A 17,364-nucleotide genomic window follows, 5' to 3' on the forward strand; every position below is an offset into this window, starting at 1 on the left:
CGTTCGCAGCGCACCGAGAAAGCGTGGGGATCGATCCAATGTCGGATGACGCCGCCCAGGACAAGACAACCGAAGAGGCCGCCAAGGCCGATGCCGTGCAGCCCGGGGGCCAGGCCGACAGCTCAGGTGACGCCGCGACCGAGAAGATCCCGGCCGCACCCGAGTCGAGCGAGGCGAAGCCGGATCTGAGCAAGAAGAGCGAGCCGGAGACGGCGGCCGCGACGCCGCCGGTGCCGCCCGCCGCGCCGAAGCCGAAGGCGGGCATCCCTTCCGGTGGCGGCGGCAATGGCTCGGCCCTGCCGATGATCGCCGCCTTCGCGGCCGGCGTGGTGGTCGTGGCCGCCATCGCCGGCGGCGCGGTGCTGTGGAAGAAGTCCAGCGACCGGGCCGACGAACTCGACGCCCGCGATACCGCCACCGCCGCGGCCTGCGATTTCGGCAAGGCCATCTCCAATTACGACTCCAAGCACCTGGACGACTACTTCAGCAATGTGAAGGCGCTGTCCACCGGTCAGTGGGAGAAGGACTTCGGCACCGCCACCGACTCGCTCAAGGAGCTGATGGTCAGCGTCCAGGTGAAGACCAACCTGGACGAGATCCACTGCGCCTGGGAGTCCGGGGACGAGAACAAGGCCAAGGTGGTGCTGATTCTCAGCCAGACCCGCACCAACTCGGTGAACCCGCAGCCCGATCAGCTGACCGTGCCGGGCATCGCCAGCATGGAGAAGGTGGACGGCAAGTGGAAGGTCTCCGCCTTCGACTCCCCCGCCACCCGCGGGCTGTTCACCGGCGGCAGCGGCTCCCAGGGCACCACCGTGACGCCCTCCGCGCCCGCCACCCCGGCGCCCAAGCCCGGCAACTGACGCACTGCCGCACCAGCTTCCGTGCCCGCTGCCCCGATGGCAGCGGGCACGGTCGTTCGATCAGAAAAGCGTGAGGGCGTCGGCCGCCGGAGCTTTGGCGGCGGCCCGCCGGCGCGGGGTGGCGGGCGCGGAATGGGTGGCGGCGGGTTTCTCCGGCGGGGCGACGACCGGAATGGGTTCGGTCTTCGGTTCCACCGGAAGGGGTTCGGTGACCGGATCGAACGGTTCCAGGGGATTCGGGTCCGAGAGGCTGGGATCGGCGGCGACCCGGCGCGCGGCCTGACCGCAGAGCTGGTCGGCCTGCTCGTTGAAGTAGTTGCCCACGTGCCCGCGCACCCAGCGGAACCGCACCGGCCCGGAGCGCACGTTGATGGCGTGGTCGATGTGCCGGATCAGCTCCAGGTTCTTGACCGCCCCGCCCGAGGAGGTCTTCCAGCCATTGCGCTTCCAGCCGTGAATCCACTCGGAGGCGCATTTGATGGCGTAGAGGGAATCGCTCTCGATGAGCATCGGTTCGGATCCGGGATGAGCGCGGACGGCCTCCAATAGCGCGCGTAGCTCCGCGATCTGATTGGTGCCGCAGGACGCGCCGCCACTGCCGGTGCCACCGGCGTGATTCACCCATGCCCAGCCGATCGCCCCACCCGGGTTACGCAGGCACGATCCGTCGGTGCTCACGATGATCATGCTGGTTACCCTACGCAATCCGGCCGACAAGATCCGTTCCGTGGAATTCCTCTATCTCCCTTCGCAATTGCGACTCGGTCCGCCGCACCGCCGATTGTACGGCCGCGGCCAGCAGCTTCGAGAGCAGCCGGCCGGTGAGCCCCGCCGGCGCCCAGTACTCGGTTTCCGAGGTCAGCACGGCGCGGCCGTAGCCCAGCGGGTCGAAACGCAGGGTGACCACGCAGAGCGGGGAGCACGCAGACGCCGGCTTCCCCTTCCGGCGTCTGCGCAGCGTGTATTCGATGACCGCGTTGCGGCGGTAGTCGGTGATCTCACACTCGACCGTGGGATGCCAGAAGGCCACCCGCAGGGTCGCCGCGAACATCGCGCCCGAACCGTGGTCGGTGTCCCCGACGGGTTCGAACTCGGCGACCGCGAACGCCCAGTCGGGCACGAACTGATGGTTGTCCGTGTATGTGAAGGCGACTTCCACCGGCGCGCCGACGTCACTCGCGTACTTGAAATGGCCCATAGGCTGCTCCCTGTCCCACGGCTGCCATTAAAAGTACTACAGGACTCCTATTTATTGCACGAATAGCCCGAAGTGGGCAATGAGGGGGTTCGGGGGTTTCATCCCCGAACCCCCTTTTCAACTGCCGTTCGGTATTAGGTCAGTCGTCCAAATTGGCGACGATATGGTCGGCTATGGGGAGTGCCGAGGTGGCTGCCGGGGATGGCGCATTCAAGACATGGACCGATCGCGGGGTGCGTTCGATCAGGAAATCATGGACCAGGGTTCCATCTCGCAATACCGCCTGAGCGCGAATGCCGGCTTCACGCGGCAGTAGATCGGACACGGTGAGTTCGGGACAGTAGCGGCGGCATTCTGCGAGATAGCCACGCTTGAACAGCGAATTCCGCATTTCCTCGAGCCCGGTCCGGACGTTGGCCCTGGCTACCTTGTGGAAACCGGGGAATCCCAGGATCTCTCGCGCGTCGCGGAGGTTCACGCTGCCCTTGCGGTAGCCCTCGCGCGCCAGTCCCAGCACGGCGTTCGGGCCTACGGTCAGCTCGCCATCGATGGTCGGGCTCAAATGCACACCGAGGAACGGCAATTCGGGATCGGGAATCGGGTAGATGAGGGTGCTGACCAGGTCTTTGCGATGGGAAGGGAGCTGGTAGTACTCGCCCCGGAACGGCACGATCCGGAAGTCGACCTCCAGCCCCGCGATCCGCGCCATCCGATCGGCCTGCAATCCCGCGCACACCACCAGGTTCCGCGCCCGCCACTGCCCCGCCGGTCCGGAAACGATTACCTCGGTATCGGTTTCGGAGATCCCCGTGACCTCGGCCCCGAGCACGATCTGCCCGCCCGCGTCCCGCACTCGCTGCGCCAGCGCCCGGGTCACCTTCCCGTAGTCGATGATTCCGGTGGCCGCCACGAACAACGCCCCCACCCCGGTGATCCGCGGTTCCCGCCGCCGCAGTTCGGCGGCGTCCAGCAGTTCGACCTCGACCCCGTTGGTCACCGACCGCTCGTAGAGCGCCAGCATCCGCGCATGCTCCGCGGCATCGGTCGCCACCAGCAGTTTTCCGCATTCCCGGAACGGAATATCGTGCGCGGCAGCGAACTTCTTGGTCCATTCCGCCCCGGCCACGCACAACCGCGCCTTGAGACTGCCGGGTTCGTAATAGATCCCCGAATGAATGACCCCGCTGTTGTGACCGGTCTGGTGCGTCCCAGGCTCCGCCGCCTTCTCGACCAGCACCAGGCTGGCGCCCGGATGCCGGTCGAGCAGACGGTGAGCGGTGGCCACGCCGACGATGCCGCCGCCGATCACGCAGTAGTCGTACACATCCTGAAGTCTCACACAGCGGTGACGTCGGCGGGCGCGGGATGCCGCGCCACCTGCACTCCGAGCCGTCCGATGCCCGGATCGCTGAGGGTGAGCGTGACTTCGCCGCGCCGGGTGTCGACCTCGGTGCGGAGCTGGGTATTGCCGGACGGATCGGTGACGATGCCCAGCTGTTCGCCCAGCGGCGTGTGCAGCACGTAGTCGGCGAGCGTGGCGAAGAGATTGGTGTCCACGGTCACGCTGACCGAATTGCGCTGCACCGGAACCACTTGCGCGCCCACGTAGGTGTCGCCCAGCCGGACCTGCCCGGTGTAGCCGCTCGCCTGCGGGCTGTTCGCGGTATGGGTGCTGCCGACGATCGGCAGATCGCTGCGCACCGTGAGTTCGGGATCGTGGTGACTGACGAAGGCGACGAGCCCGATGTGCTCGCCGCTCGCCACGGGGGTGTCGAGTTCGGCCGCGCGGGGCGCGCCGGGTTCGACCCGTGGCGGTTGCGCGGCCGGAGCCGCGGTGATGGCCTTGCCCGGATACTGGTTCCCGGCCATGGCATTGGTGATGTAGGAGCCGGCGGCGACGGTCAGACCGATGCTCGCCATTCCGGCGGTGACGATGGCGCTGTAGCGGAGCACCTGGGCGGTGCGCCGGGCAGACCGGTGCGCCTGCGTCGCGAGTTGATGCGACATATCGGTGCGTTCCTTTCCCTCTCCCCTGGTCCCCCTGCGTCTTTCGACGCCCACGACCCGCACCGTTGAAAGTCGTACGCCCGTCCAGGTTACGGTGGCGTGCGGTAACAGTTGCCGCGATCGAGATCAGGATCACAGGTTCGAGCGCGCGGAATCAAGAGGTTTCCGGCTCGAAAGGATGGGTAATTAGCTTCTAGCGGCGAGCACTAACTCGACTGCCATCGAATCTTCCGGCCAACGGCGTCCGGTCGGCACCAGGCACGGCGCACCCACGTTAGTGCTCGCTCGCTCTGAACCCTGTGGGAATAGGGGAACAAGGCCGAAGGGCCGGGAGTGACGGCAGGTCAGGCGAACTGACCTGCCGTCCGGCCGGTTCCGGGCGGCCCCGCGAAAGCCTGTGCCAGACCGAGCCATTCGGACGCCTCGTCGCCGGTCACCGTCAGCGCGAGATCCCCGAGATGCCGGCGCTGGGTGACCAGCAGGCAGAAGTCCAAGGCGGGGCCGGAGATTCGCTGCGCGGCATCTTCGGGTCCCCAGCTCCAGACCGTGCCGTCGGGCGCGGTCAGTTCGATGCGGAAGTCCTCGGCGGGCACGTCCTTGCCGTGCGTCAGGTACGCGAAATTGCGGGTCCGCACCCCCAGATGGGCAATGTTTCGCAACCGAGCAGTGGGTTCGCGTGTCACGCCCAGCGCATCCGCCACATCCTGCCCGTGCGCCCAGGTCTCCATGAGCCGCGCGGTCACCATGGAAGCGGCGCTCATCGGCGGCCCGAACCACGGCAGCTTGGTCCCGGCGGGCACCGCGCGCAGCGCCTCGACCAGCGCGATCCGGTCGCGCCGCCAATCGGCGAGCAGTTCGGCGGCGGACTTGCGCGCTTCTTCCTCGGCGGCCTCGTCCACGAAGGTGAGCATCTTCGGCAGCGCGGCCTGCACCTGCGCGGCGAATTCGTCGGCATCGGTCGCGGCGAGCACGGCCACCCGATCGGTCCAGGTCAGGTGCCCGATCTGATGGGCGATGGTCCAGCCCGCGGCCGGGGTGTCCCGATTCCATTCCGCGGCGGGCAGATCCGCGATCAGCCGATCCAGCTCCTCGCATTCCGCGGTGAAGTCAGCGAGCAGCGCTTCCAGATCGGCCATCGAAAAACTCCCGTCACGTCCGTGACCCAAAGCATCGCAGCGCCCCCCGAAAAATGCAAGCACGCGTGCTTGTTTCTTGGACTACCAGCCGAAGAGCACCAGGTGCACCGCGCCGACGGCCAGGCCGAGCAGGGCGCCGTGCAGGTAGAGCAGCCAGGCGTCCTGTTCCACCGAGGCGTAGAACATCTCCATGAACTCGCCGGGGGTGAGCTGCTGGAGTTTGCGGGCGGCGAACTCGTCGATCTTCTTCGCCTGCGCCGCCGCGAATTCCGGATCGTCGGCCAGGCTCGGGGCCAGCTGCACCGCCGCGGTGGTCGCCCCGACCTTCAGATTGTCGAACTGGCGCTTGCCGAAGAAGGTCCGCACCACGGTGTGGGTCGGGCCCAGCTGGCGGTGGATCTCGGCGGCGATGAGCCGTTCCAGCAGCTGCCGGGTCTTGTCCCCGTTCGGGCCTTCCAGCAGTTCCTTGGCCAGATTCGGCAGCGTCAGCACCTGGTAGGCGAGGATGTGCGAGAGATCGGCGGCGGCTTCGGGCTGGCGCTTGGCCAGCAGCGCCTGCTTCCACAGGTACTTGTAGCGCGGCTGCGGATCGCCCGGTTCGAACACCATCTTGACGGCGATGACGTTCACGATCACGCCGATGAATGCGGTCACGGTCAGGATGACGAACCAGCCCGGCAGCCAGCCCAGCACCGGAATGTCGTGGTGCACATGCATGTACAGCGCCAGCAGCAGGCCGAACGGCGCGCCCAGCAGGCCGATGCGCACCATGAACTTGAGCTCGGGCGCGGCGATGGTGGTGGTCAGGTCCTTGAGGATGTGCGGGTTCTCCCGCAGGTACCGGATGACGAAATCCTTGATGTCGATGAGCTGATCGACATTGTCGCCGAGCTGTTCGAAAGCCTTGCGCGCCAAGACCGGAAGCTCCCGCTCGACTCGCTGGTAGAGCACGGTGCGCACGGCCTGCGGGACCGCGTTCCAGATATCCGGGTTCTCGCGCAGCATGATCTCGTTGACCATGGCCGGGACCTGTTTGCGCCCGACCTCGGCGATGTAGTCGGCGATGCCCTCCAGATCGAGTTCGTGAATGAACTCCTTGGGGCTGCCGATCCGCATGATGGCCCGGTCCACGCAGATGCTGGCCATCTTCTCGGCGCGGGCGGGAATGAAGCCCTGGAAGCCGAAGCGTTTGCCGTCACCGGAGAACAGCGGCAGCACCTGCACCCGTCTGGGCAGGTAGGGGTAGAGAATGTCCAGCCCGGGAATGTGGACGCCGCGAAAGAAGACCGGCCAGAACAACATCAGTACGCCGGTCCAGTTGGTGAGCCAACCGGCGATGCCGCTGAAGATCGGGAAGCTGATCAGATCGACGACGAGCTTGGACTGGCCGGTCAGCTCTTCCCAATCGAGGAAAAGTCCCGCGCCCAATATCGTCATAGCAGCGTCCCCCTGTGGCCGAGCTTGATGGTGAGAAAACGGACACACCACGTTCTCACCGCGGAGTAACCGTGTCAAAAGGTCCGCTGCCTCGAATAACGCGGCGTGTCGGCTGGGTAGGGTGAACCCGCATTCGCCCTTGTCGCGCGCGGTTCGAACCGAGCGGGAATACTGGTCAATCGACCAGAATGGAACAGGAGATCTGAATGACCGTGGATCGTCGCGGCTTCCTCACCGGAGCCGCCGGAGCAGCAGCCGCCGCCGGCCTGACCACGGTCGCCGCCGCACCGGCCCGCGCCGACGCCCCGCAATCCGCGGGCGTCACCAAGGCGGCCTTCCCCGGGTCCACCGACCTGCGCATTCTCGTCACCGGCGATGCCGGCACCGGCGCGCGGCCGCAATGGCAGGTCGCCGACGCCATGCGCGCCCTGCACGCCCGCGAACCGATCTCCTTCGCCCTCGGGCTCGGCGACAATGTCTACGAACAGGGTCCCTGGGCCGATGACGACGCCCAGTTCAGCGCCAAGTTCGAGGACCCCAATCACGATCTCGACTTCCCCTGGATCATGGTGCAGGGCAATCACGACAACAGTTCGATCCTGCCCGGCGACGGCGGCTGGCTGCTGCGCGGCGATCACGAGGTGAACTATCACCAGCGTTCATCGCGCTGGTTCATGCCGTCCCGCTACTACTCGGTGCGGGTGCCGCACGAGCAGCCCATCGTCGAATTCTTCGTGCTGGACCTGAATCCCATCGCCGCCTACCTGCCGCCGCTGTTCGCCCCCTACTGGGCGGCCGACGGGCAGTTCATGACCGAGCAGGCCGCCTGGCTGGACCGGGCCATCGCCGAATCGCCCGCGAAGTGGAAGATCGCCTGCACCCACCACCCGTACCTGAACAACGGCCCGCACGGGAACGCCGGTGAGTACGAGGGCCTGAACATCGCCCCCATCAACGGCATTCACGTGAAGGACTTCTTCGAACAGCACGTGCTGGGCCGGTGCCAGTTCATCCTGTCGGGGCACGACCACTCGCTACAGGTGCTGGACCCGAGCACGGCGTCCAAGGGCACCCGGCAGCTCATCTCCGGCGCGGCGGCCAAGTCCGTCGGCGGGGACAAGTCCAAGGGCACGCAGAATCCGGCGCTCTACGAGAACTACAACGATCTCGGCTTCATGGTGCTGGACCTGACCCCGTCCGCGGCCGACCTGCGGGTCATGACCGTGGATCTCGCGAACGGGGCGTCCGGTACCGCCTTCCAGCGCCGTTTGGGCTAGGGCTTCAGCACGATCCGGATCGGATTGCCTTCCTTGGTGTCCAGATCGTGCACGGCCTTGGCGGCGTCGGCCAGCGGCACCACCGCGCTGACCGAGCGCGCGAAGTCGATGCGATGCAGCCCTTGCAGTTTCACCAGTTCGGTGACGTGCTCGGGCTGCGAACCGTAATGCCCGCGCACCTGCTGCTGGAAGAAACTGAACGCGGTGCCGCCGGTAATGGTGATGGGCTTGTCGGTGAGCCCGACCAGCACCAGCCGGCCGCCGGGGCCCATGCAGACCACGGCCTGTTCGCGCACCGCCGCCACGCCCGCGAAGTCGAAGGCGGCGGCGAGACCGGTGCCGGTGGCGGCGAAGATCTTGCGGCGCAGGTCCGGATCGGCCGGATCGAAGGCGAAGTCCGCGCCCAGTTCGAGCGCGCGCTCACGCGCGGCCGGCAGCGGATCGACCGCGACGATCGGGGCCGCGCCGACCATGCGCAGCAGCTGCACGCCGTGCGCACCCAGCCCGCCGACGCCCCAGACGCCCACCGGCTCGGCGGCTTTCACCTGGGCCGTGGCGGTAATGGCCGCCCACGGCGTGGAGACCGCGTCCGGAATGAAACACGCCTGCTCGAAGGGCAGATCGTCGGGAATCGGCACCAGGGTGTCGACTCGCGCCAGGGTGTATTCGGCCCAGCCGCCGTCATAGTCCACGCCGCGCGTGTAGACCGCGGCCCCGCGAGTCTCGCCCGCCTGCAACAGCACCCGGTCGCCGATCCGCGCGGTGGTGACATCCGGTCCGAGCGCGTGCACGGTGCCCGCCACCTCGTGCCCGAGGGTGACCACGTCGCCCTTCAGGAACAGCGGATTGAGCATGCCGTCGATGAGGTGCACATCCGACAGGCACACGCCCGCCGCCTCGACCTTGATCAGCACCTGGTCCGGGCCGGGCTCCGGAATCGGCACGTCGTCCAGTTCCAGTCGGCGGTTCGTTCCCAGATGCAGTCGTGCGGCCAGCATGGTCATCGCTCCTCGGGGGTCGTGCGGCAGTGCTCGTCCCCCGCCACTCTAAGCGGCGCCGAAGCCCGTTATGCCCGTCTTCAGTACCCGGTCGTGGCGAAGCGCTGCCGGTAGGCGGTCGGGGTGGTGTCGAGATGGCGGGCGAAGGCGCGCCGCAGCGTCTCGTCGGTGCCCAGTCCGCTGCGCTCGGCCGCCGCCGTCACCGAATAGCCGTCCAGCAGCAGCTGTTTCGCCCGATCGAGCCGCACCAGCTCCACCCAGCGCGCCGGGGTGAGCCCGAACTCGGCCTGGAACAAGCGGGTCAGATGCCGCGTGCTGAGCACGGCCCGATCCGCCAGCGCACCGAGACCGTGATCCCCGGCCGGATCGGAAAGCACCGCGGCGGTGAGCTTCCGGAGCACCTCGCTGCGCGCCGGCGGGATGGCCAGCGCGGCCGAGAACTGCGACTGCCCGCCCGGCCGCTGCATGTAGACCACCAGTTCCCGGGCGATGTCCCGAGCCACCGCCGCACCGTGATCGTGCTCCACCACGGCCAGCGTCAGATCGATCCCCGCGGTGATCCCCGCCGAGGTCAGATACCGCCCGTCCGCGATATGAATGGCATCCGCCTCCACCCGGATCGCCGGATACCGCGCCGCCAGCGTGCGCGCGTGCCGCCAATGCGTGGTGGCCCGCCGCCCGTCCAGCCAGCCCAGCCGCGCGGGCACGAACGCCCCCGTGCAGATGGCCGCCACCCGCCCGGCGGTCTCCGCGAGCGCGGCTGTCGCCGTGAGCAATTCGTCTTCGATGGGCCGCGTGGCCAGCCGCTCGCCACCCGACACGATCACCGTGTCCACCGGTCCGGCCGACGCGGCGGCGCGAATTCCGCCCAGCACCAGCCCATCCGCCGTCCGGACCTCACCGCCGCGCGCCGACACCAGCGTCACCTCGTACTCGAATCCCCGCCGCGTCGCCTGGTGCAGCACCTCGGACGGCCCGCTCACATCGAGCAGCGTGCACCCGTCGAAGACCACGAACGCCACCCGGTGCGTCATGTCCGGATCTGTGGTTTTCTCGTCATTTCAGACATGGCCCGAGCCTACCTCCGGAGACGAAGCTGATTCCAGGCAACGATCACCGGAAAGGTGCGAGACGATGACGGAAAAGATTGCGGGAGTTCGGATCCCGGACAGCGACCTGGCGCGCGCGGCCACCGAACTGGTGCGCGAGGTGGCCTCACCCCTGCTGTTCGACCATTCCCGCCGGGTGTATCTGTGGGGCGCGCTGCACGGTGAACGTCAGGGCCTGGATTTCGACCCGGAACTGCTCTACGTCGGGGCCATGTTCCACGACCTGGGCCTGACCGACCGCTACCGCCGCACCGATCAGCGCTTCGAGATCGACGGCGCGGACGAGGCCCGCCGCTTCCTGCACGCCCACGGAATCGACGGCGCGCGTGCGGAATTGGTGTGGACCGGCATCGCCCTGCACACCACCCCGGAGATCCCGCTGCACATGGCTCCCGAGATCGCCCTGGTCACCCGCGGCGTCGAACTGGATGTGCTGGGCCTGGGCTACGCGGAAGTCTCCGACGAGCAGCGCGCCGAAGTGGTCGCGGCCCATCCCCGCCCGGATTTCAAGAACAACATCCTGGCCGCCTTCACCGACGGCATCAAGGATCGCCCGGACACCACCTTCGGCAATGTGAAGGCCGATGTCCTCGCCCACTTCGTCCCGGGCTTCGAACGCGGCGATTTCGTTCAGGTCATCCGGAATTCGCCCTGGCCGGAGTGATGCGCGAGCGCGGTCTCGGTATCCCGGCGGGTGCCGACGACCTGCACCCAGTCGATGAGCTCCCGCTGCCGCCGCCGCGTCGTCCCCGCCGGACCGGGGTGGGCCCGGCGGGCGGCGCGGCGGGCGCGGCCCGTGACCAGGGTGTCGAGTTCGCCGGGCGGGGCCAGATGCGAACTCACCGCCCATTCGGAAGCCGCACGGAACCAGCGCCTTTCGTCGCGCACCACCACCCGCAGGTAGACGATGGCGAACAGGGTGATGTACACCAGCATCTTCAACCCGATGCTCCACAGCCCGGCATCCTCCGGTTGCGGTGCGTCCCAAGCGAAATGCAGCGCCGCGCCCAGCAGATAGCAGCCCAGGAACCACGAGAAGCGCTGCCCGGTCGAACGCTCCGAGGCGGCCAGCGCCACCACGATGCCGATGCCCGCCAGCGCGGTGAACATCCAGTGCGAGGTGAGACCGGTGACCAGGCGCAGAATGCCGACCAGCAGCGCCGGACCGGCCGCGCCCTGGGCGGAATTGATCCCGGCATTGGCCGAATAGGTGATGTTCTCCACCACCTGGAAGCCCAGCCCGGTGAACCCGCCGAGCAGCAGCCCGTGCATGGGGCGCTGCAGGATCGGGCGGCTCAGCCACGCCACCGCGAACACGCCCACCCCCTTGATGCCCTCCTCGACGATCGACGCCGAGATCGGGGCCTGCCAGTTCTGTGCGAACCCGTCCCCGGCCACGTTCTGGATGAAGCGCATGTTCTTGTCATTGGCGAACATGGCGATGCCGGTGCCCGCGCCCGCACCCCACGCGAAGCCCAGGGCCAGCCATTTGCCGATGACCCGGTGTGCGCGCAGCAGGTCCAGCCGGTGCAGGATGATCGTGACCATCGCGAAAGTGGCGACGGTGAAAGGCAATCCGACCAGGATGCCGCCCCAGGTCACCCGCGCCACCGGCAGCAATTGGATCAGCAGGGCGAACGCGCCCGTGCACACGATGAGGCAATAGACCCAGAACAGCAGTGATTTCGGCTGAATCCAGCTCATCACTCCACCACCCGCAAGGTCTCGATGACGTTCTCGAGCGCGGTCCCCGAGCGCTCGCCGGTGAGCATGAGCGAGACGATCAGATTGTGATTGCCCATGATGGCGCACACCCCGACGTACTTCTCCCCGCGACAGGTGGGCCCGGCGAAGCCGTGCTGATTGCTGATCTCGCCGCCGTCGAAGGCCACCGGGAAGGCTTGCAGCCCCAGCACTTTGCGCCGCCATTCGGCCGCTTCGGGGAAATCGGTGACGCCGTTGACCACGGTGATCAGCAGCACCCCGCCGTCGGGGCTGTTCAAGACCGCCGAGGTGGGATCGCCGGTGGGCAGGGACTTCCAGCCGTCCGCCCGGATATCGACGGCGATGGTGTCCGGCTCCTCGCCCGCGGCCGTCAGGGTGATCTCGGCGCCGCCGGGGATGATCTCCTCACGCACCGGCGCCATTCGGGCCAGGGCGGCGGGGATCGCGGTCAGCGCGATGACCGCGCCGAGCACCACCCCCGCCTGTTTCCAGTCGTTCCCGCGACGTAGCTGCACGCACGTGCTCCTCTCCACAGGGAACCCCTGGTGATCGGCCGTGCGGTCCACGTTAGGGCCGGAATCCCCCCAATTCCGGCAGCAACACGGGCGGGATCAGCTACCCGGGAACCCCGCGGGCAGCGGCGCGAAGGCCGCGAAGAACTTCGGCCCGGGCGCGAGACCGCGCAGCAGCGCGCTGGTCCAAGCCACCGCGGGCGGCCAGCCGGTCACCGCATTGGTGATGTGCTCGGGCACCGGCACGGTGTAGAAACGCAGGTCCGCGCCGCGATCCCAGTACGACTGCACGGTCGGCAGGACCACTTTGACGGGCGGGATGAGCTCGTCCCACATGCCGTGCCACCACAGGATCGGGGTGTCCGGAATGTAATGGCCGAGGCTGTTGTCCTCGAGCACCTTCACGATCTCCGGCGCGGACTCCAGCGATTTACCCGGCTGGTAGTAGTCGCTGATCGGCCGGTACACCCCGCTGAGGGCGAGGGTGGCGTAACACCGGCTCTGCGCATCTCGCAGCAGCGCCTGGCCTTCCGCGGTCAGCAGCTCCTTCGGATCGAACTCGTTCGGGTATTCCCGTGCGAGCGAGGCGAACCCGAGCCACATGGTGAAGTTGCTGGTACCGGCCAGACCCGGCTGATCCTGGGTGGCGTAGCGGGCCTCCTCCAGCAGATTGCCGGGCGCGCCGCCGATGGCGGTGCCGAGAATCCGCACATCGGGCGCGTAGCTCTGGCGCAGTTCGGCCGCGCGGATCGAACCGGATCCGCCGCCGGAGTATCCGTACAGCGCGATGCCGGAATCGGTGAGACCCAGTCCCGCATCGTTCTTCATGGCGCGCAGGCTGTCGAGGACCATCTTGCCCTCGGCGTAGGTGTTGAAGGTATTGAACTTCCCGTCGAAGTCGGGGACGTTCAGGGCGAAGCCCTGCATGAGCCAGTAGATGCTCAGTGCGGCTTCCTTCATGGTCCCGGTCTGCAGCGTGTGCGAGGGATTGCAGGCCGAATCGGTGGAGTCGATGGCCTCCTGGAACGACACCACCGGCCGGGCGCTGCCCTGCCACGGAATGCCGGGCACGATCACCGAGGTGGCGGTGACGATCGGATTGTCGTGCACGTCATTCGACCGGTACAGCAATTGCTTGGTGTACACCGGGATCGGCAGCCCGATCAGCCGGGTCTGCACCTCGCGGCTGCGCACGATCTGTCCCGGCGCGTACGAGGCCAGATCGGCCGGATCGTCGTACCAGGGATCGTTGTCCGGGCTCGGAATCGGCAGCAGATCGTAGAGCTGCGGCTCGGTGGGCAACTGCGGCAATTGGTTCTGGTCCGCCGGGAAGGTCGGCGGATAGTCCGGATCCGCCGCCGCCACCCCCGCACTCCCCACGGTCACGCAGGCCGCCAGCGCCAGTAGCGCCAGCCGTCCCCGGGACTTGGTCATCACATCCTCCGAATCACCGTTGATCTGGTGCCGCCGGTCACACCGCGGCGGCGGGTTCGCTCCAGCTCACAGGAAAGGCGGACCCGGCACCATTGACAGCGGCCAAAGGGTAGGACGACCCGTTTGTGCACTTGCACGAACCGGGCGGTGGGGCTGCGCTGCTGGTCAGACGCTTTCGGCCCGGTTCAGCCCGCGATCGATGAACCCGATCATCCACTCGAAGCTGGCGGGCGCGTCATCGCTCCACTGGAAGCCGTCGGAGGTCTGCAAGGTGGCGTAGCCGTGGAAGGCGCAGCGCAGCGTCCGCACCGCGTGCACCATCTCGCTCTCGGGAACGCCGTACCCGCGCAGCACCACCTGCATGGATTCCATCACCCGGAAACTGGCTCGGTACAGCGGATCCTCCGGTCCGTGCAACGGCTCCCCCACCGTCGCGGCATACCGTCCCGGATGCTCGATCACGAAGTCGCGGAAGGCATTCGCGAAGGCCGCCAGGGCTTCCCGTCCGGTCTTGCCGTGCATGGCGTCCCGCACCCGCCGGTCCAATTCGACACTGGCCAGCGTGGCGATCTCGTGCCGCAGCGCGGGCAGCCCGTCCACGTGCTTGTACAGCGAGGGCGTGCGCACCCCGACCCGTTCGGCCAGCCCGCCGAGGGTGAGATTGGCGAATCCGACCTCGTCGGCCAAGCGCGCCCCGGCGGCCACCACCTCGGTCTTGCTCAGTCCGGCCCTAGGCAACCGCGTGCTCCTTCAGGAACGGCAGGATCAGCTCGGCGGTCTGCTCGGCATTGCCCGCGTGCGGGTAGTGGCCCGCGTTCTCGATCATCGCCAGGCTGCCCAGCCCGGCCGGCAGCGCGTCGACGATGGCCTGGCCCTCGGCCCGCGGATTCGGGAAGTCCGGCTCCTCGGCGCCCATGATGATCAGCGCGGGCTGGGTGACGTGCGGCAGCTGGGCCTGTGCGTCGGCGGGATCGGTCTTGCCGGTCTTCATGAATTCGGCCATGCGGCCCGGCTCGCGCAGCTTGGCGTCGAGCTCGCCCATGTACTGCTCGTAGTCGGCGGGCTTGACCGGGTAGGCCACATCCAGGTACTTCCGCCACTGCTTCAGGCTCTTGAAGATCATGGTGCTGAGCAGCGGGACCATGCCGCGCCGGAACCGCGAGACGGTGAGCAGCGCTGCCACGTCGAACTTCTGGACCCGGGTGAACGGGTTGATCTCCACGATGGCGGTGATCAGCTCGGGGGCCTTGGCCGCCGCGATGGTGGCCGCGCCGCCGGAGATCGAGTGCCCGACCAGAACGGCCGGCCCGCCCAGCCGGCGGATGACCGCGATCAGATCATCGGCGATATCGGTGCGGCTGATGGCCTCCTGTCCCGTCACCGAGGTCCACCCCATGCTGGATTCGCCGTGTCCGCGCACATCCACGCTGACCACCCGGTAGCCCGCGGCGGCGAGCAGCGGAGCCAGGTGCCGGTACGCCTGCCGGCGGTCGCCGATGCCGTGCGACAGCACCACCAGCGGTCCCGTGCCGATCTCGTCGTATGCGATCCGGCCGCCTTCGATCTCGACGTACTCGGTCATTGGTCTCTCCTAGCGAGGGAAGCTAACTGCGATAGCCATAAAGCTAATGCAGTTAGCCTGACTCGTCAACCCCTGCCGAAGTAATGGCCTTTCTCCAGGTCGGCGAGCAGTCCTGGGTGCATCGGCTCCCATCCCAGCCGCTCCCGGGTGAGCGCGTTGGAGGCCGGGCTGTCGAACCCGGTGAACGGCGCGAGCCAGCCGAAATGCGCGGCGGGATCGGCGACCGCGGCGACGGGGAGATGCAGCTGCCGCCCGATCACCTCGGCGATCTCCCGGAACGGGACGGCCGCGTCCGCCACGGCGTGCCAGCAGGTTCCGGCCGGAGCCTGCTCCAAGGTCAGCCGGTACAGCCGGGCGGCATCCAGCCGGTGCACCCCGGTCCAGCGGTTCGAGCCGTCCCCGGGATATCCGGAAACCTCTGCCGCACGGGCGATCTCGATGAGCGTCGGCACGAATCCGTGATCACCCGCATCGTGCACCGACAGTGGCAGCCGCACCACCGTGGCCCGCACCCCACGCTCGGCGAACGCCAGCGCCACGCCCTCCGACGCGCCCCGCAGCGCGCCCAGCGGACTGGTGTCGGGTGAGTCGGTCTCGATGACGAAGCGGCCCTTGGGCAGTAGCGCGGCGGCGGAGGTGACCACCAGCGGCCGATCCGATCCGGCCAGCGCGGCCCCCATGACCTCGATGGCCTGCCGGTCCAGCGCGCACGAGGCCACCATGTCGGTGTGCGCCGAGATGTTCTCGAAGGCCAGGTGCACGACGCCGTCGGAGGCGGCGGCCCCGGCGCGCAGGCTGTCCGGATCGCGGAGCGAGCCGGGATGCGGTTCGGCCCCGGCCGCCGTCAATGCCGCGGCGGCGGCTTCGGATCGAGTCAAGCCGAGCACCTGATGCCCGGCGCCGAGCAACTCCTCTACTACCGCCGAGCCGACGAAACCGGTTGCCCCGGTGACGAATACACGCATGAAAAACTCCTGAACGGATGAGGGATGCGCCCGCATCGACAGCCGGGCGCCGGCCTCCACTCTCGATCCGGCGCGCACCCGTCGTCCAAGACCTGTTTCGCACGGCGCAATACGTTCGAGGCATCGCCGCAGGTGAGAGCGCTCGCCACCGCATCATCGCCGCCGCTCGTGGACTAGGATGCAGTGATGTCCGATGCCCCGCCGCCGGTGGATCTCGAACTACGGCTGGTGCGCTATTTCCTCGCCGTCGCCGAGCACCGCCATTTCGGCCGCGCCGCCGCCGAACTGCGTATCGCGCAACCCTCGCTGAGCCGTCAAATCCGAAGTCTGGAAAAGCAATTGGGCGCCCGCCTGCTGGACCGCACCCCGCAGGGCACCCGCCTCACCACGGCGGGCGAGGTCTTCCGCCCGCGCGCCGAATCCCTGCTGCGCGCCGCCGCCCAGGCCGCCGCCGAAACGCGCGCCGCCGCCCGCCCCAGCCGCATCGTCATCGGCTACACCACGAACATCATCGTCACCCCTGTCGTCCGGGAACTGGCCCGGCTGCATCCCGACGCCGAAATCCATACCCGCCACCTGGATCTGGGCGAGCCGGCGCCCGCCCTCCTGGACCGCCGGGTGGACGCCGTCGTCACCCGCCTGCCCTTCCCCACCGCCGGCCTGCACGTCACCGTCCTCTACGACGAACGCCGGGCCCTCCTTATCCCCCGCGACCACCCATTGGCCACTCGTGCGTCGCTCACCCTCGACGACATCGCCGACGAGCCTCTCACTCGCCTGTCCGACCCCGATTGGAATGCCTTCTGGCGCATCGACCCGCGGCCCGACGGCAGCCGCGCCCCCGACGGTCCCCTGATCGAAACCCTGGAGGACAAGCTGGAACTGATCGCCGCGGGCAAGGCGGCGACCATCGTCCCCGCCACCGCCGCCGTCTTCCGGGCCGACCTCATCACCGTCCCCCTCACCGGGGTCGATCCCAGTCATGTCGTCCTGGCAACTCGTGCCGGCGAGCGCGGCCGGCTGGTTACCGCCTTCGGAAAGTTAGCCGCGGATCTGCTTCCGGGTGGGCGATCAGTGCAGGAACCGCCGGAAACATAGCGACCGCATTGCCCGCTTTTGGA

At 68.1% G+C, this 17,364-nt stretch carries 18 protein-coding genes; 4 read left to right on the forward strand and 14 right to left on the reverse strand.

Translation table 11 applies throughout. From position 1 onward, the window contains the following. The first annotated feature begins 38 nt into the window (after positions 1-38). Complete coding sequence (locus LTV02_RS31765) at positions 39-863, forward strand: hypothetical protein (protein ID WP_233035388.1); 825 nt, start codon at positions 39-41, stop codon at positions 861-863. Positions 864-923: 60 nt separating this feature from the next. Here LTV02_RS31765 and LTV02_RS31770 read toward each other — a convergent pair whose 3' ends face one another. The 6 genes from LTV02_RS31770 to LTV02_RS31795 form a co-directional block, all read right to left on the reverse strand. Then, positions 924-1,550 (reverse strand): ribonuclease H family protein, encoded by a 627-nt coding sequence (locus LTV02_RS31770; RefSeq protein WP_067720518.1) that lies wholly within the window; start codon positions 1,548-1,550, stop codon positions 924-926. Between the two features lie 10 nt (positions 1,551-1,560). After that, entirely contained in the window at positions 1,561-2,061 is a 501-nt protein-coding gene (locus LTV02_RS31775) for an SRPBCC family protein (RefSeq protein WP_067720517.1), read from the reverse strand. A 139-nt stretch (positions 2,062-2,200) separates the two neighbouring features. Continuing rightward, on the reverse strand, positions 2,201-3,385 hold the full coding sequence (gene lhgO / locus LTV02_RS31780; protein WP_233035389.1) for an L-2-hydroxyglutarate oxidase: 1,185 nt from the start codon (positions 3,383-3,385) through the stop codon (positions 2,201-2,203). 11 nt (positions 3,386-3,396) lie between these two features. Next, positions 3,397-4,068 carry a DUF3445 domain-containing protein gene (locus LTV02_RS31785; RefSeq protein ID WP_233035390.1) on the reverse strand — a complete coding sequence of 224 codons (672 nt, stop codon included), beginning with the start codon at positions 4,066-4,068 and terminating at the stop codon, positions 3,397-3,399. A 344-nt stretch (positions 4,069-4,412) separates the two neighbouring features. Further along, on the reverse strand, positions 4,413-5,204 hold the full coding sequence (locus LTV02_RS31790) for a TIGR03084 family metal-binding protein (protein WP_233035391.1): 792 nt from the start codon (positions 5,202-5,204) through the stop codon (positions 4,413-4,415). Positions 5,205-5,285: 81 nt separating this feature from the next. After that, entirely contained in the window at positions 5,286-6,641 is a 1,356-nt protein-coding gene (locus LTV02_RS31795; protein ID WP_233035392.1) for a hypothetical protein, read from the reverse strand. Between the two features lie 206 nt (positions 6,642-6,847). On the opposite strand from LTV02_RS31795, the gene LTV02_RS31800 reads away from it, so the two are divergent. Then, positions 6,848-7,918, forward strand: coding sequence for a metallophosphoesterase (locus LTV02_RS31800; RefSeq protein WP_233035393.1), 1,071 nt, complete (start codon positions 6,848-6,850; stop codon positions 7,916-7,918). Here the strand turns inward: LTV02_RS31800 and LTV02_RS31805 are convergent. Continuing rightward, complete coding sequence (locus LTV02_RS31805) at positions 7,915-8,916, reverse strand: zinc-binding dehydrogenase (protein WP_332909543.1); 1,002 nt, start codon at positions 8,914-8,916, stop codon at positions 7,915-7,917. The genes LTV02_RS31800 and LTV02_RS31805 overlap by 4 nt on opposite strands. 80 nt (positions 8,917-8,996) lie before the next feature. Next, positions 8,997-9,950: a GlxA family transcriptional regulator gene (locus LTV02_RS31810; RefSeq protein ID WP_233035395.1), complete on the reverse strand. Its 954-nt coding sequence runs from the start codon at positions 9,948-9,950 to the stop codon at positions 8,997-8,999. Between the two features lie 100 nt (positions 9,951-10,050). Between LTV02_RS31810 and LTV02_RS31815 the strand changes: the two genes are divergently transcribed. Next, a complete protein-coding gene (locus LTV02_RS31815; protein WP_233035396.1) occupies positions 10,051-10,689 on the forward strand; it encodes an HD domain-containing protein in 639 nt (212 codons plus the stop codon). Here LTV02_RS31815 and LTV02_RS31820 read toward each other — a convergent pair. From LTV02_RS31820 to LTV02_RS31845, 6 genes are all read right to left on the reverse strand, one after another. Then, a complete protein-coding gene (locus tag LTV02_RS31820) occupies positions 10,656-11,729 on the reverse strand; it encodes a PrsW family intramembrane metalloprotease (protein WP_233035397.1) in 1,074 nt (357 codons plus the stop codon). The two genes, LTV02_RS31815 and LTV02_RS31820, sit on opposite strands and share 34 nt — an antisense overlap. After that, positions 11,729-12,265 (reverse strand): hypothetical protein, encoded by a 537-nt coding sequence (locus LTV02_RS31825; RefSeq protein ID WP_233035398.1) that lies wholly within the window; start codon positions 12,263-12,265, stop codon positions 11,729-11,731. The genes LTV02_RS31820 and LTV02_RS31825 overlap by 1 nt, the downstream gene beginning before the upstream one ends. 96 nt (positions 12,266-12,361) lie before the next feature. Then, complete coding sequence (locus LTV02_RS31830) at positions 12,362-13,696, reverse strand: lipase family protein (protein WP_233035399.1); 1,335 nt, start codon at positions 13,694-13,696, stop codon at positions 12,362-12,364. Between the two features lie 165 nt (positions 13,697-13,861). Beyond that, a complete protein-coding gene (locus LTV02_RS31835; RefSeq protein ID WP_233035400.1) occupies positions 13,862-14,434 on the reverse strand; it encodes a TetR/AcrR family transcriptional regulator in 573 nt (190 codons plus the stop codon). Then, complete coding sequence (locus LTV02_RS31840; protein WP_233035401.1) at positions 14,427-15,278, reverse strand: alpha/beta fold hydrolase; 852 nt, start codon at positions 15,276-15,278, stop codon at positions 14,427-14,429. Before LTV02_RS31840 ends, LTV02_RS31835 begins: the two co-directional genes overlap by 8 nt. 65 nt (positions 15,279-15,343) lie before the next feature. Continuing rightward, positions 15,344-16,243 (reverse strand): SDR family oxidoreductase, encoded by a 900-nt coding sequence (locus LTV02_RS31845; protein ID WP_233035402.1) that lies wholly within the window; start codon positions 16,241-16,243, stop codon positions 15,344-15,346. Between the two features lie 186 nt (positions 16,244-16,429). On the opposite strand from LTV02_RS31845, the gene LTV02_RS31850 reads away from it, so the two are divergent. Beyond that, the gene (locus LTV02_RS31850; RefSeq protein ID WP_233035403.1) at positions 16,430-17,341 is read left to right on the forward strand and encodes a LysR family transcriptional regulator; all 912 of its coding nucleotides are present in this window, start codon (positions 16,430-16,432) and stop codon (positions 17,339-17,341) included. Positions 17,342-17,364: the final 23 nt, after the last annotated feature.

The sequence above is a fragment of the Nocardia yamanashiensis genome (assembly GCF_021183565.1).
Classification (GTDB): Bacteria; Actinomycetota; Actinomycetes; order Mycobacteriales; family Mycobacteriaceae; genus Nocardia; species Nocardia yamanashiensis.

Bases quoted from the DNA above. Each gene is read 5' to 3' on its own strand.
- LTV02_RS31765 (WP_233035388.1), top strand. From the start codon at position 39: ATGTCGGATGACGCCGCCCAGGACAAGACAACCGAAGAGGCCGCCAAG.
- LTV02_RS31770 (WP_067720518.1), bottom strand. From the start codon at position 1,550: ATGATCATCGTGAGCACCGACGGATCGTGCCTGCGTAACCCGGGTGGG.
- LTV02_RS31775 (WP_067720517.1), bottom strand. From the start codon at position 2,061: ATGGGCCATTTCAAGTACGCGAGTGACGTCGGCGCGCCGGTGGAAGTC.
- LTV02_RS31785 (WP_233035390.1), bottom strand. From the start codon at position 4,068: ATGTCGCATCAACTCGCGACGCAGGCGCACCGGTCTGCCCGGCGCACC.
- LTV02_RS31790 (WP_233035391.1), bottom strand. From the start codon at position 5,204: ATGGCCGATCTGGAAGCGCTGCTCGCTGACTTCACCGCGGAATGCGAG.
- LTV02_RS31795 (WP_233035392.1), bottom strand. From the start codon at position 6,641: ATGACGATATTGGGCGCGGGACTTTTCCTCGATTGGGAAGAGCTGACC.
- LTV02_RS31800 (WP_233035393.1), top strand. From the start codon at position 6,848: ATGACCGTGGATCGTCGCGGCTTCCTCACCGGAGCCGCCGGAGCAGCA.
- LTV02_RS31805 (WP_332909543.1), bottom strand. From the start codon at position 8,916: ATGCTGGCCGCACGACTGCATCTGGGAACGAACCGCCGACTGGAACTG.
- LTV02_RS31810 (WP_233035395.1), bottom strand. From the start codon at position 9,950: ATGACGCACCGGGTGGCGTTCGTGGTCTTCGACGGGTGCACGCTGCTC.
- LTV02_RS31815 (WP_233035396.1), top strand. From the start codon at position 10,051: ATGACGGAAAAGATTGCGGGAGTTCGGATCCCGGACAGCGACCTGGCG.
- LTV02_RS31820 (WP_233035397.1), bottom strand. From the start codon at position 11,729: ATGAGCTGGATTCAGCCGAAATCACTGCTGTTCTGGGTCTATTGCCTC.
- LTV02_RS31830 (WP_233035399.1), bottom strand. From the start codon at position 13,696: ATGACCAAGTCCCGGGGACGGCTGGCGCTACTGGCGCTGGCGGCCTGC.
- LTV02_RS31840 (WP_233035401.1), bottom strand. From the start codon at position 15,278: ATGACCGAGTACGTCGAGATCGAAGGCGGCCGGATCGCATACGACGAG.
- LTV02_RS31845 (WP_233035402.1), bottom strand. From the start codon at position 16,243: ATGCGTGTATTCGTCACCGGGGCAACCGGTTTCGTCGGCTCGGCGGTA.
- LTV02_RS31850 (WP_233035403.1), top strand. From the start codon at position 16,430: ATGTCCGATGCCCCGCCGCCGGTGGATCTCGAACTACGGCTGGTGCGC.